This is a genomic window from Actinoallomurus oryzae, assembly GCF_039541955.1.
Taxonomy (GTDB): domain Bacteria; phylum Actinomycetota; class Actinomycetes; order Streptosporangiales; family Streptosporangiaceae; genus Actinoallomurus; species Actinoallomurus oryzae.
In genome coordinates this window covers 131,502-146,143 of sequence record NZ_BAABHF010000009.1, presented here as the reverse complement: position 1 = coordinate 146,143, position 14,642 = coordinate 131,502, and the positions used below count along the sequence as shown (strand labels likewise).

Genomic DNA, 14,642 nt, shown 5'->3' with positions numbered 1-14,642 from the left:
ACACTGCCCCTTTGCGCTGCCCTCTGACTATCCACAACCTGAGAGACCGTGAAGAGTCCACCTCGCACGGCTTTTTGGGACGTGGATCGTCTGGCGTGCGCGTCGTCAGTCCGCCGCGAGCCCTCGGAAGGACCACTCTTGGCAGCCTCGCGCAACGCCTCGACTACCGCAACCGGTCCGAACCGCGTTTCCTTCGCGCGTATCAAGGAGCCTCTGGGAGTCCCGGATCTCCTCGCGCTGCAAACCGAGTCCTTTGACTGGTTGCTCGGTAACGAGAGGTGGAAGGCCCGGGTCGATGCGGCCCAGCAGGCCGGTCGTAAGGATGTCCCGACCCAGTCGGGACTTGAGGAGATCTTCGAAGAGATCAGTCCCATCGAAGACTTCTCCGGCACCATGTCCCTCTCGTTCCGCGATCACCGGTTCGAGCCGCCGAAGTACTCCGTTGAGGAGTGCAAAGACAAGGACATGACCTTCTCCGCCCCGATGTTCGTCACGGCGGAGTTCATCAACAACTCCACGGGGGAGATCAAGAGCCAGACGGTGTTCATGGGTGACTTCCCGCTCATGACGCCGAAGGGCACTTTCATCATCAACGGCACCGAGCGTGTCGTCGTCTCTCAGCTCGTCCGCTCGTCCGGCGTCTACTTCGACCGGACCCTGGACAAGACGTCCGACAAGGACATCTTCGGCTGCAAGGTGATCCCCTCCCGGGGTGCATGGCTCGAGTTCGAAGTCGACAAGCGTGACAATGTCGGCGTCCGTATCGACCGCAAGCGCAAGCAGAGCGTCACCGTTCTGCTCAAGGCGCTGGGCTGGGACGACGCCCGCATTCTCGAGCGCTGGGGCGACTACGAGTCGATGCGGATCACCCTGGAGAAGGACCACACCACCGGGCAGGACGACGCGCTGCTCGACATCTACCGCAAGCTGCGTCCGGGCGAGCCTCCGACCAAGGAGTCCGCGCAGACGCTGCTCGAGAACCTCTACTTCAACCCGAAGCGGTACGACCTCGCGAAGGTCGGCCGATACAAGGTCAACAAGAAGCTCGGCCTCGACCTGGACCTCACGCAGGGCACCCTGACCGAGGACGACATCGTCACCACCGTCGACTACCTCGTGCGGCTGCACGCCGGCGAGGAGGAGATGACGGGCCCGGCGGGCCGCGACGTGCCCGTCGAGACCGACGACATCGACCACTTCGGCAACCGCCGTATCCGCTCGGTCGGCGAGCTCATCCAGAACCAGGTCCGCCTGGGCCTGGCCCGCATGGAGCGCGTCGTCCGCGAGCGCATGACCACGCAGGACGTCGAGGCCATCACGCCGCAGACCCTGATCAACATCCGCCCGGTCGTGGCGTCGATCAAGGAGTTCTTCGGCACCTCGCAGCTGTCGCAGTTCATGGACCAGACCAACCCGCTCGCGGGCCTGACGCACAAGCGTCGCCTCAACGCGCTGGGCCCCGGCGGTCTGTCCCGTGAGCGCGCCGGCATGGAGGTCCGTGACGTCCACCCGTCGCACTACGGCCGCATGTGCCCGATCGAGACGCCGGAAGGGCCGAACATCGGCCTGATCGGCTCGCTGAGCTCGTACGGCCGGGTCAACTCCTTCGGCTTCATCGAGACGCCGTACCGCAAGGTCGTCGACGGCCGGGTCACCGAGCAGATCGACTACCTCACCGCGGACGAGGAGGACCGGCACGTCGTCGCCCAGGCGAACACGCCGATCGACGACGACGGCAACTTCGCCGAGAGCCGCGTCCTGGTGCGCCGGAAGGGCGGCGAGATCGAGTTCATCTCGCCGGCCGACGTGGACTACATCGACGTCTCGCCGCGCCAGATGGTGTCGGTCGCGACGGCCATGATCCCGTTCCTCGAGCACGACGACGCCAACCGCGCGCTGATGGGTTCGAACATGCAGCGCCAGTCGGTGCCGCTCCTGCGCAGCGAGGCTCCGCTGGTCGGCACGGGCATGGAGTACCGCGCGGCGACCGACGCCGGCGACGTCATCACGGCCGAGAAGGCCGGCGTCGTCGAGGAGGTCTCGGCCGACTACATCACGGTGATGAACGACGACGGCACGCGTACGACGTACCGTGTCGCCAAGTTCAAGCGCTCCAACCAGGGCACGTGCTTCAACCAGAAGCCGATCGTGAACGAGGGCCAGCGGGTCGAGGTCGGCACCGTCATCGCCGACGGTCCCTGCACGGACAACGGCGAGATGGCGCTCGGCAAGAACCTCCTGGTGGCGTTCATGCCGTGGGAGGGCCACAACTACGAAGACGCGATCATCCTCTCCCAGCGTCTGGTGCAGGACGACGTCCTGTCCTCGATCCACATCGAGGAGCACGAGGTCGACGCCCGCGACACCAAGCTGGGCCCGGAGGAGATCACCCGGGACATCCCGAACGTCTCCGAAGAGGTCCTGTCCGACCTGGACGAGCGCGGCATCATCCGCATCGGTGCCGAGGTCACCACGGGCGACATCCTGGTCGGCAAGGTCACGCCCAAGGGCGAGACCGAGCTGACCCCGGAGGAGCGCCTCCTGCGTGCGATCTTCGGTGAGAAGGCCCGTGAGGTCCGCGACACCTCGCTGAAGGTCCCGCACGGTGAGTCCGGCAAGGTCATCGGTGTCCGCGTGTTCAGCCGCGAAGAGGGCGACGAGCTCCCGCCCGGCGTGAACGAGCTGGTCCGCGTGTACGTGGCCCAGAAGCGCAAGATCACCGACGGGGACAAGCTCGCCGGTCGTCACGGCAACAAGGGCGTCATCTCCAAGGTGCTGCCGGTCGAGGACATGCCGTTCCTGGAGGACGGCACCCCGGTCGACATCGTCCTCAACCCGCTCGGTGTGCCCGGCCGAATGAACGTCGGCCAGGTGCTGGAGACCCACCTCGGGTGGGTGGCCAGCCGTGGCTGGAAGGTCGACGGGGACGACGCCGAGTGGAAGCGCCAGCTGAAGGCCATCGGGGCGGACAGTGCCGAGCCCGGCACCAACGTCGCCACGCCGGTCTTCGACGGTGCCCGCGAGGAGGAGATCACCGAGCTGCTCGACAGCACCCTGCCGAACCGCGACGGCGAGCGCATGGTGCAGAAGACCGGCAAGGCGCGGCTGTTCGACGGCCGCACCGGTGAGCCCTTCAAGGACCCGATCGCCGTTGGTTACATCTACATCCTGAAGCTGCTCCACCTGGTCGACGACAAGATCCACGCGCGTTCGACCGGCCCGTACTCCATGATCACCCAGCAGCCGCTCGGCGGTAAGGCCCAGTTCGGTGGCCAGCGCTTCGGTGAGATGGAGGTCTGGGCGCTGGAGGCGTACGGCGCCGCCTACGCCCTCCAGGAGCTGCTCACCATCAAGTCCGACGACGTCCTCGGCCGGGTGAAGGTCTACGAGGCCATCGTCAAGGGCGAGAACATCCCTGAGCCGGGCATCCCTGAGTCCTTCAAGGTGCTGATCAAGGAGATGCAGTCGCTGTGCCTGAACGTCGAGGTGCTCTCCAGCGACGGCATGTCCATTGAGATGCGTGACACCGACGAGGACGTCTTCCGCGCAGCGGAGGAGCTCGGCATCGACCTGTCCCGGCGTGAGCCGAGCAGTGTCGAAGAGGTCTAGCGAGCGGACGGCCGGGCCGGCGCGTGGAGCGCGGGCCCGGCGGCCGCGACCTGGGAACGGCATACGACAGCAGGGGACTGGTTAACAAAGTGCTCGACGTCAACTTCTTCGACGAGCTGCGGATCGGCCTGGCGACGGCGGACGACATCCGGCAGTGGTCACACGGTGAGGTCAAGAAGCCGGAGACCATCAACTACCGGACTCTGAAGCCGGAGAAGGACGGGCTCTTCTGCGAAAAGATCTTTGGTCCGACCCGCGACTGGGAGTGCTACTGCGGGAAGTACAAGCGTGTCCGCTTCAAGGGCATCATCTGTGAGCGCTGTGGCGTCGAGGTGACCCGCGCCAAGGTGCGTCGTGAGCGGATGGGCCACATCGAGCTGGCCGCGCCGGTCACGCACATCTGGTACTTCAAGGGTGTGCCCAGCCGGCTGGGGTACCTCCTGGACCTGGCGCCCAAGGACCTTGAGAAGATCATTTATTTTGCGGCCTACATGATCACGTGGGTCGACACCGACTCGCGCGAGCGTGACCTGCCCTCGCTCGAGGCCAAGATCTCCGTGGAGCGGCAGCAGATCGAGCAGCGCCGCGACGCCGAGATCGAGGCCCGGCAGAAGAAGCTGGAGCAGGACCTCGCCGAGCTCGAGGCCGCGGGGGCAAAGGGCGACCAGCGCCGCAAGGTGCGTGAGGCCGCCGAGCGTGAGATCAAGCAGATCCGCGACCGGGCCCAGCGCGAGCTGGACCGTCTCGACGAGGTCTGGAACCGCTTCCGCAACCTCAAGGTCCAAGACCTTGAGGGCGACGAGCTGCTCTACCGTGAAATGCGCGACCGGTTCGGCCGCTACTTCGAGGGCGGCATGGGCGCGGCCGCGATCCAGAAGCGTCTGGAGAACTTCGACCTCGACGCCGAGGCGGAGCGGCTGCGGGAGATCATCCGCAGCGGCAAGGGCCAGAAGAAGGCCCGCGCCCTCAAGCGCCTCAAGGTCGTCTCCGCGTTCCTCAACACCCGCAACAGCCCGCGGGGCATGGTGCTGGACTGCATTCCGGTCATCCCGCCGGACCTGCGCCCGATGGTGCAGCTCGACGGTGGCCGGTTCGCCACGAGCGACCTCAACGACCTGTACCGCCGGGTCATCAACCGGAACAACCGGCTGAAGAGGCTGCTCGACCTCGGCGCGCCCGAGATCATCGTCAACAACGAGAAGCGGATGCTCCAGGAGGCCGTCGACGCGCTGTTCGACAACGGCCGCCGCGGCCGGCCCGTCACCGGGCCCGGCAACCGTCCGCTCAAGTCGCTGTCCGACATGCTCAAGGGCAAGCAGGGCCGGTTCCGGCAGAACCTCCTGGGCAAGCGCGTCGACTACTCCGGCCGTTCGGTCATCGTCGTCGGCCCGCAGCTGCGGCTGCACCAGTGCGGTCTGCCCAAGCAGATGGCGCTGGAGCTGTTCAAGCCCTTCGTCATGAAGCGGCTGGTCGACCTCAACCACGCACAGAACATCAAGAGCGCCAAGCGCATGGTCGAGCGTGCCCGCCCGGCCGTGTGGGACGTGCTCGAAGAGGTCATCACCGAGCACCCGGTGCTGCTCAACCGGGCGCCGACGCTGCACCGCCTGGGCATCCAGGCCTTCGAGCCGCAGCTGGTCGAGGGCAAGGCCATCCAGATCCACCCGCTCGTCTGCACCGCGTTCAACGCGGACTTCGACGGTGACCAGATGGCCGTGCACCTGCCGCTGGCGGCCGAGGCCCAGGCCGAGGCGCGCATCCTGATGCTCTCGACCAACAACATCCTCAAGCCGTCCGACGGCAAGCCGGTCACCATGCCGACCCAGGACATGGTCATCGGCCTGTTCTGGCTGACCACGGAGAAGGACGGTGCGGACGGCCAGGGCCGTACGTTCACCACCCTGTCCGAGGCGATCATGGCCTACGACCGGGGCGAGCTCGACCTGCAGGCCCGGATCCAGGTCCGGGTCAAGGACGTCCCGCCGCCGCGCGGCTGGACGGCGCCGGAGGGTTACGAGGAGGGGCAGCCGTACCGCCTCGAGACCACGCTCGGCCGCCTGCTGTTCAACGAGGCGCTGCCGGCCGACTTCCCGTTCGTGAACTACGAGGTCGGCAAGAAGCAGCTCTCGACGATCGTGAACGAGCTGGCCGAGACGTACCCGAAGGTCGACGTGGCCAACGCGCTCGACGCGCTGAAGGACACCGGCTTCCGGTGGGCGACCCGCTCCGGCGTCACCATCGCCATCGACGACGTCATCGCCCCGCCGAACAAGGCGGACATCATGGCGTCGTACGAGCGGCAGGCCGACAAGGTGCAGCGGGAGTACGACCGCGGTCTGATCACCGACGACGAGCGCCGTCAGGAGCTCATCGAGATCTGGACCAAGGCCACGGTCGACGTCGCCAAGGACATGGAGGCGGCGTTCCCCGCCACCAACCCGATCTGGATGATGATCAACTCCGGTGCCCGCGGTAACCCGCTGCAGCTCCGGCAGATCGCCGGTATGCGCGGTCTGGTCTCCAACCCCAAGGGTGAGACCATCCCGCGGCCGATCAAGTCCTCCTTCCGCGAGGGCCTGTCCGTGGTCGAGTACTTCATCGCCACGCACGGTGCCCGGAAGGGTCTGGCCGACACCGCTCTGCGTACCGCCGACTCGGGCTACCTCACCCGTCGTCTGGTCGACGTCGCGCAGGACGTCATCGTCCGCGAGGACGACTGCGGCACCGACCGTACGATCAAGTTCGCGATCGCGACCAAGGGCGCCGACGGCTCCCTGACCAAGGTGGCGAACTCCGAGAACAGCCTCGTCGGACGCAACATCGCCGAGGACATCGAGGTCGACGGCACGCTGATCTACCCGGCGGGCACCGACCTCAACGACACGGTGCTCAACCGTCTCATCGAGGTCGGCATCTCGGAGGTCCGCACGCGGAGCGCGCTGGTCTGCGAGTCCAAGATCGGTGTCTGCGCGATGTGCTACGGCCGTTCGCTGGCCACCGGCAAGCTCGTGGACGTCGGCGAGGCGGTCGGCATCATCGCCGCCCAGTCGATCGGCGAGCCCGGCACCCAGCTGACGATGCGTACCTTCCACACCGGTGGTGTGGCGGGTGTCGACATCACGCACGGTCTGCCGCGTGTCCAGGAGCTGTTCGAGGCGCGCATCCCCAAGGGTGTCGCCCCGATCAGCGAGGTGGCCGGCCGGATCCGCATCGACGAGACCGAGAAGACCCGCAAGATCGTGGTCATCCCGGACGACGGTGGCGAGGAGATCGCCTACCCGGTGCCGATGCGGTCGCGGCTGAGCGTCAAGGACGGCGACCACGTCGACGTCGGCCAGCAGCTCATCGCGGGTGCCATCAACCCGCACGAGGTGCTGCGCATCCTCGGCCCGCGCGCGGTCCAGCTGCACCTGGTCGACCAGGTGCAGGAGGTCTACCGGTCCCAGGGTGTGTCGATCCACGACAAGCACATCGAGATCATCGTTCGGCAGATGCTGAAGCGGGTCCAGGTGCTGGAGTCCGGCGACACCGACATGCTGCCTGGTGTCGAGCTGGTCGAGCGGCCGCGGTTCGAGGAGCTCAACCGCGCCGTCGTCGCCGAGGGCGGTCAGCCCGCCGTCGGCCGTCCCCAGCTCATGGGCATCACGAAGGCGTCGCTGGCCACCGAGTCGTGGCTGTCGGCGGCCTCCTTCCAGGAGACGACGCGGGTCCTCACGGACGCGGCGATCCACGCCAAGTCCGACCCGCTGGTCGGCCTGAAGGAGAACGTCATCATCGGAAAGCTGATCCCGGCCGGTACGGGCATGCCGCAGTACCGCAACATCCGGGTGGAGCCGACCGAGGAGGCCAAGGCGGCCGTCTACTCCGTCGGGTCCTACGACGAGGGCGCCGAGTACGCCTTCGGCCAGGGCTCCGGCGAGGCGGTCCCGCTGGAGGAGTACGACTTCGGTCAGTACAACCGCTAGGTGGTGATCCGGGTGCCGTCCGCCGGCACCCGAGGTCGCTGATGGTTCATGCAGTTCAGAGGCCGTTTCCGAGCACATCGGAGACGGCCTCTGGGCTTTCGGAAGCCTGACCGGCGACGATCCGCCCGATCTGGACGAGCGCGGGATTGTCGATCGACCAATAGTCGCTGTGGGCCTTCCGGCTCAGGCCGCCGAAGTACCAGGGCCCGCGCGTGCCCGGAGCCGATCGGAACGCCCGGCCTCCGAAGCGCCGGCCGGCCGGCTGCGGACCGTGGACGCGGAGGGCCCGGATGAAGTCCCAACGGGCAATCGTCGCATGGACCCGGTAGCCCGCGTCACGCGGCGGAACGGCGGCCAGGCGCAGGTCGCCGGCCCGGCCGACGCCGACTCCGGGGCTGGCGGCGAACACGAGGTCGTCGGCGTTGAGTACACCGTCCCGCGCGGCGTGTCCGATGACGACGCTTCCGTAGCTGTATCCGATTACCGTCTGGTGCGAACGCGGCCCCTGGTGGGTGACGCGCAGGCCGTCCTGGAACCGGTGCAGGCCGGGCGCTGCCGCGTCCGCGAACCGGCGGCTCACCGCACTGCCGAGCGTCTGCGGCGCCGGATAACCGATCCAGACGACCACGGCGGTCGAGGGGGAGCCGGCCCGCGACGCGGAGAGCGCGATCGCGTCGCCCACACGCACGTGGATCCCGGCGGAGCCGAGACGCGACTTCGCGCCTGGCACGTACGTCGCGACGTTCGCGGCGGTGTCGGGGTTCCCGAATGCGATCACCACCCGCCCGGTGCCCTCCGGGTCGAGCGACAGCAGGTACGGGCGGGGGTGTTCGGCGCTCGGCGGCGATGCCAGCCGGTCCCGTACGGCACGGATCCCGTCCAGCCGGTCGGCCAGGTCCCGCAGACGCCTGGCCGCCGCGCCATCGTGCGGTGCGTCGGCCCTGGCCCGTTCGTGCTCCTGGACCAGACGGGTCTCCAGGTCGCGCAGCACCGCGCGGTTCGCCTGGTCCCTGACCACGGCGGGGATGCCGTCCGCGGTGCCGATGTGGACGGGATGCGCGGCGAGCAGTGGTCCGCGCTGGTCCGGCGGCACCGTGTCCCACCATTTCTTGACGTCGGTGGGGAGCGGGTTCCGGCCCGAGCCGAGCGGGCCGGGGACGTCGTGCCGCGCCGTGCTCGCGGCGTCGGCCGGTGCGGGATGCGCCTGCGGCGAGGCGCCGGACTCGTGCGGACGTTGCCCGACGAACGTCAGGCCGACGTTCAACGTCGCCTTCACGATCTCCCGGTCCAGCGCCGGGCTCGCCCGGTGGAAGTAGTCGATGTCCAGTTCGGCCCGGCGGCGTAGGTAGGAGTCGGACTGGGGGACGAGACGGACGCTCTCGTTGCCGAACATGCTGATCAGGCCCGGCCGGCTGCTCGTGTAGGCCGTGTACCACTCCGCGAATCGAACGGGCCCCAGGACACGGGCCATGGCGTCGATGTCGCCCGCCAGCAACGGTCGCGGCCCGACGAGCGACATGTCTCCCCTGAGAATGTTCACGAGCTGGGGCAACTCGTCGATCGTGAATTTGCGGAGCACCTTGCCGACCGCCGTGGCCCGCGAGTCGCCGGATCCCATGCTGGCGTCCGTGCCCGTGGAGCTGGGCATGGTGCGGAGCTTGAGGATGCGGAAGGGAGCACCGCCCTTGCCGACTCTCCACTGGGAGAAGAGGGGCGACCTCCGGTCCTCAAGGTATTTCATTGACGCGCCGATGGAGACCACGATCCCGGCGACCGGAATCAGCATCGTGGCCACCTTGATGTCCTGCCACCTCCTCCCGGCGCTGTTCAACCAATCCGGCCCCATCCGGGACGACCGCGCCGCCAGTGCGGTGCGCCCGGCACGGAGGGCCGTCCGGACGCCTTCGGCGCCGGCACCGACGAAGGCCATGCCGAACCCGGCCTCGGCCGCGTGCCGCCAGTCCCAGTCGTCGCCGCCGGCCCATCCGGCGGTCGCCGTCGCCAGGGTCGCCACGCTCCCGCCGGTGCCGAAACGGGGGAGGATGCCCTTCCAACCGGGGGACTCCACCGCGTCGGCCAGGGCGGTCAGCGACGGTGCCCGGCGCAGCAGCGCCGGCAGGCTCGCGTTCGCGCCACCCGCCAGGCCGCCCGCGATCGCGCCCTGCCACAGCGCGTCGGCCAGTTCGCTCAATTTGAACGAACCGGGACGGAACAACTGGTCGACCACGTCGAGGCCACCGGAGAACGCCATGCCGAGTGCCGCCTCGCGGATGATCCGCAGCACGATCGCCAGGCCGATGCCCTCCAGCTGGATCAGCCGCGCCAGCGCCGCTTCCGACAGCGGGCCCAGTACGCTCGCCGCGGCCACCAATCCCAGCACGAACGCGGCCGAGGCCGCGAAGTGCCAACGTGCCTTGACGATCGCGTCGACCGCCGTCTGGCAGTAGGCGGCGAGCCGCTCGCAGCGGTGCGCCACATCCTCCAGGAGCCCGTGCTCTCCGTGCACCACCCGGACGGCCGACCCGAACGCGTCCGTGGCGGCCCCGGTCCCGCTGCCCGTCACCCGCCCGGCGTGCGCGCCGACGTCCACGGCCGTCTGGTGGACGACGTGCGCCATCGTGGTCGCGGCGTCCCGCAGCGCCTCCACACCGTGAAGGTCGCCGTCCGGCCACGCGCAGCCGAGCCCCACCGCCTCGAAGAACCACGCCGTCTGCCGGACGAAACTCGGCTCCCGCACCGTGGACGGCGAATCCTCGGCGACCTCCGGCAGCCGGTACTCCCGCGGGTACGCCGACGTTCCGGGCGACGGCGGACGTGGCGTTGGCCGGACGCCCAGGTCGTCCAGGATCGCGCCGTCCGCCTCGGCGTACCGGCCACCGGCGTCGACCAGGCCGGCTCCTATCCCCTCCAGCAGGTTCACGGCGGCGGCCAGGTCCCTCAGCAGGCCGTCGCGTCGTCCCACGAACCCGGGGTTCCGCCCGTCGCCCTCGAACAGGGCCCGACCCAGATCGTCACTTCCGAAGGGCCGTGTCGCCATGGCCCGGCAGAAAGCGTCAAGGCCGTCGCCCAGATCCTCCGAGACTTCGGCGATCCCCTTTCCCGCGCCCATCCACACCTCGGGCACGACGCGGAAGCCCGACATCAGCAGGGAGGGAGCGCGCCGCCGGCGACGGGCGCGTCATGTCGCTCTATCCGCTCAGCGGACACCATCGGAACCGTCCTCCAACGACAGGCACGGACAGGTCGCTCAGGGAACCCTAGTGATGATCTTCGCCTTGCGTCATCCGGATCCGGCGGGTGAGCCGGACCGAGGTCGCCTCACCTTTCGCCGGGCGCGGGGCTCGGTGAGACCGCTGCACGCCGATACGACACCACACCACGTCAGCGGCCCTGAGCGATGAGGAGAAGAAGCAGCACGAATTCTCGCCGGCCCGGTGTTCCCGAAGGTCAGACGGCGTGATTTGCGATTAGGCCGGTCATCACGGCAGGCTGGGGCGAAGGGTATACCGGCGGAGATTACCGTCGGCTTGTGGTCGATGACTCGGAGGTCCCCATGCGCCACGTGCCTTCGAGTGAAGTCATGCACTGCGGGCGGCACACCGCCGGCGGCATCGGCGCTGAAGGAGCCCGACGATGACCGAGCAGAACGGTGGCCAGGGATCCCACTGGCCGCTGCCTGACGAGCAGTCCCCCAAGCCCGAGGCATCCGGCGACAGACGCGACGAGGCACCGGCCGGCCAGGACGCCACCCCGGGCACATCATCCACGCCGTCGCAGGACGCGGAGAGCGTCTCCCCGGTCGCCGACGTTCCGCAGGACGTCCTCGAGTCGGGCCGCACCGTGGTCTTCGGCCAGCACCGGCGGCCGGCCAAGCCGGAGGCCTCATCCGACCCCGGCACGCCCGTCGCGGGCGGTGAGAGCAGCGGGTCGAGCGAGTCGGCGCCGCCGCCGTTCGGCCAGCCGGGCGGGTACCCCGACCCGGGCACCCCGCCGCCGTTCGCCGCGCCGGGCGAGCAGGGACCGCCCGCGTACGGCGGCCAGCAGCCCTACGGCGGCCCGCCGTCCTATCCGCAGCCGCAGCAGCCGTACGGTCAACAGCCCTACGGCCAGCCGAGCCAGCCCGGTCAACCGGGCCAGCCGGGACAACCTTCCTACGACCAGCCGCCGTCGTACGGCCAGCAGCCCTACGGGCAGCAGCAGTCTCCGTACGGTCAGCCCTCCTACGGGCAGCCGGGCGACCAGCCCGCGTCTCCGTACGGCCAGCAGCCCGGCGCGCCGTACGGGCAGCCTCCGGACTCCGCAGGCGGGACGCCGCCCGGCCCGCCGCCGTATGGATCGGAGTCCTACGGGCAGCCGGGCGGCCAGGCGGGCGGCCCGCCACCCTATGGCCAGCAGCAGCAGTCTCCGTACGGCCAGCAGCCGCAGTACGGCCAGCAGCAGCCCTACGGGCAGCCCGGCCAGCCCGCGTACGGCGGCCAGCCCTACGGGGAGCAGGGCCCGTACGGACAGCCCGGTTACCCCGCGCCGTACGGCGGGCAGTACGGCCAGCCGGGACAGCCCGGTCAGCCGGGACAGTTCGGCGGTCAGCCGGGCGCACCCGCGTACGGTGACAAGCCCGCCGAGGACGACACGGCCGAGCGCACCACGGTCTCGCCGCCGAGCCCGGGCGAGTCCGGCTCCCCGTCGAACGAGGGCCTTATCGGTGCGCCCGCCACGACGGCGTTCTCCCCGGGCCAGGAGACCGGCTCCGAACCGCAGCCTCCGTCGTCGTTCGGCGGCACCCCGCTGGGTGAGGACGAGGGCTCCAAGCCGCCCTCCACGATGCTGGACACGCCGCTGTCGCAGGTCTCGGGAACGGGCGAGCACCCCACGCCGTCCGGCGACGTTCCCGCGTACGGATCGTCCCCGGTCGAGGACGTCGTGCCCGGCTTCGGGCCGTCGCAGGACAACGCGGCCGGCGAACCGCAGGACGACCACGACGAGCAGGGCGGAGCCGAGCGCACCATGCTGGTGCCGCCGCCGGACTCGGGCACCGAGACCCCGGGTCACTCCGGTCAGGACGTGCCGGCGTACGGCCACCCCGACCAGGGCGCCGCGTCCGGTGGCGAGAAGACGACCGCCTTCGGGCAGACCTCACCCGCGTCGTCCCCCTACGAGCCCTCATCGCCGTACGACTCGTCGCCGTACGCGCCCCCGCCGCCGGGCGGAGAGCAGGGCTCGTCCTGGGCGGCGCCCGGCGGCGAACAGCAGGGCGGCTTCCCGCAGTACGGCCAGCAGAACCAGCCGGGCCAGGACACGTCCGGCCCGCAGTCCTTCGGCGACCAGAGCCAGCAGGGCCAGCCGCAGCAGGGCTACGGCCAGGCCGCCTACGGTCAGCAGCAGTACGGCCAGCAGGGCTACGGCCAGCAACAGGGCTACGGTCAGCAGCCGTACGGCGGGCAGCAGGGCCAGCCGCAGGAGGGACAGTCCCAGCAGGCCTACGGGCAGCAGGGGCAGTCTCAGCAGGGCCAGTCCCAGCAGGCCTACGGGCAGCAGGGCTACGGGCAGGGTTACGGCCAGCAGCAGTACGGTCAGCAGCCGTACGGCCAGGTCGCCCAGGGCGGCGGCTACCCGGGCTACGGCCAGTCGCAGTCGCCCGCCTCCGACGGCGCGTCCAAGCAGAAGCTGTGGATCGCACTCGGCGCCGGTGCGGTGGTGCTGGTCATCCTGCTCATCATCTTGTTCGTGGTGCTCTGACGCACACCGGAGCGCCGTCTTCCCAAACCCCGGATGACTGAGACAGAATGCCGACGGGAACAAACCGTCGGCATTCTCTCGTTGTATCGACGTCTCACCGCGCCACGCCGATGTGGTAGGGCACTTGTTTTGACCCATGCGCGGGTGTTGGGTAGTCTCTCCCTTCGTGCCCGCGGTTCGCGGGTCCAACGTGCGTGCACACCGATCTCGGTGCCTCACCGTAGCGATCATCGCCTGGTGACCGGCCTGAAGTCAGCGTGCGGCGCGGATTCGACTCCCTGAGTTCACCTGGCCCTCCGGGCTGAGTGCAGGAGGGTGTGTGCGACACGCCCGACCGCGGGGGTCGGAGGCAAAAGCAAAACGGCAGGTCGTTCCCGTTCATCGGGCCGCGACCGGCCGGCCGCGCGAGAGCACGGCAAACCCAGCAATCGGCTTGGTACGAGGAAGACGGAGACGCGGTGCCCACGATCCAGCAGCTGGTCCGCAAGGGCCGCCAGGACAAGGTGACCAAGAACAAGACGCCGGCGCTCAAGGGAAGCCCGCAGCGCCGCGGCGTCTGCACGCGCGTCTACACGACGACGCCCAAGAAGCCCAACTCCGCGCTGCGCAAGGTCGCCCGTGTCCGGCTGACGAGCGGGATCGAGGTCACGGCCTACATCCCCGGCGTCGGGCACAACCTGCAGGAGCACTCGATCGTGCTCGTGCGCGGCGGCCGTGTGAAGGACCTTCCGGGTGTTCGGTACAAGATCATCCGCGGGTCGCTCGACACCCAGGGTGTTCGGAACCGGAAGCAGGCTCGCAGCCGCTACGGCGCGAAGAAGGAGAAGAGCTGAGATGCCTCGCAAGGGCCCCGCAGGCAAGCGCCAGCTGATCGCTGACCCGGTGTACAACTCGCCGCTGGTCACCTCGCTGGTCAACAAGGTCCTGCTCGACGGCAAGCGGTCGATCGCTCAGAGCATCGTGTACGACGCCCTGGAGGGCTGCCGCGAGAAGACCGGCAACGACCCGGTCGTGACGCTCAAGCGCGCGCTGGACAACGTCAAGCCGACCCTCGAGGTCCGCAGCCGGCGTGTCGGTGGCGCCACCTACCAGGTGCCCGTCGAGGTGCGCCCGGCGCGCAGCACCACCCTCGCGCTCCGCTGGCTCGTGCTGTACGCCCGTCAGCGGCGTGAGAAGACCATGACCGAGCGGCTGATGAACGAGCTGCTCGACGCGAGCAACGGCCTCGGCGCGAGCGTGAAGAAGCGCGAGGACACGCACAAGATGGCGGAGTCCAACAAGGCCTTCGCCCATTACCGCTGGTAATCCAGCACCACGTACGAGACTAACGAG

Annotated in this window: 6 protein-coding genes; 5 read left to right on the top strand and 1 reads right to left on the bottom strand. The window is 69.1% G+C overall.

Annotation, left to right across the window (positions count from 1 at the left end):
• The first annotated feature begins 138 nt into the window (after positions 1-138).
• Together rpoB and ABEA10_RS02355 are read left to right on the top strand one after the other, a co-directional pair.
• Positions 139-3,609: a DNA-directed RNA polymerase subunit beta gene (gene rpoB, locus ABEA10_RS02360; RefSeq protein ID WP_345456689.1), complete on the top strand. Its 3,471-nt coding sequence runs from the start codon at positions 139-141 to the stop codon at positions 3,607-3,609.
• A gap of 89 nt (positions 3,610-3,698) precedes the next feature.
• Positions 3,699-7,574, top strand: a complete 3,876-nt coding sequence (locus ABEA10_RS02355) for a DNA-directed RNA polymerase subunit beta' (RefSeq protein ID WP_345456686.1) — start codon at positions 3,699-3,701, stop codon at positions 7,572-7,574.
• A 55-nt stretch (positions 7,575-7,629) separates the two neighbouring features.
• On the opposite strand, the gene ABEA10_RS02350 is transcribed toward ABEA10_RS02355, so the two are convergent.
• Entirely contained in the window at positions 7,630-10,716 is a 3,087-nt protein-coding gene (locus ABEA10_RS02350) for a sugar transferase (RefSeq protein WP_345456683.1), read from the bottom strand.
• A gap of 491 nt (positions 10,717-11,207) precedes the next feature.
• Between ABEA10_RS02350 and ABEA10_RS02345 the strand changes: the two genes are divergently transcribed.
• The 3 genes from ABEA10_RS02345 to rpsG all read left to right on the top strand — a co-directional run bounded on the left by ABEA10_RS02345 (position 11,208) and on the right by rpsG (position 14,615).
• Positions 11,208-13,310 carry a hypothetical protein gene (locus ABEA10_RS02345; protein ID WP_345456680.1) on the top strand — a complete coding sequence of 701 codons (2,103 nt, stop codon included), beginning with the start codon at positions 11,208-11,210 and terminating at the stop codon, positions 13,308-13,310.
• 458 nt (positions 13,311-13,768) lie between these two features.
• Entirely contained in the window at positions 13,769-14,143 is a 375-nt protein-coding gene (rpsL, locus tag ABEA10_RS02340; RefSeq protein WP_019632621.1) for a 30S ribosomal protein S12, read from the top strand.
• Between the two features lies 1 nt (position 14,144).
• Positions 14,145-14,615: a 30S ribosomal protein S7 gene (gene rpsG / locus ABEA10_RS02335; RefSeq protein ID WP_252780395.1), complete on the top strand. Its 471-nt coding sequence runs from the start codon at positions 14,145-14,147 to the stop codon at positions 14,613-14,615.
• The last annotated feature ends 27 nt before the right edge of the window (positions 14,616-14,642 follow it).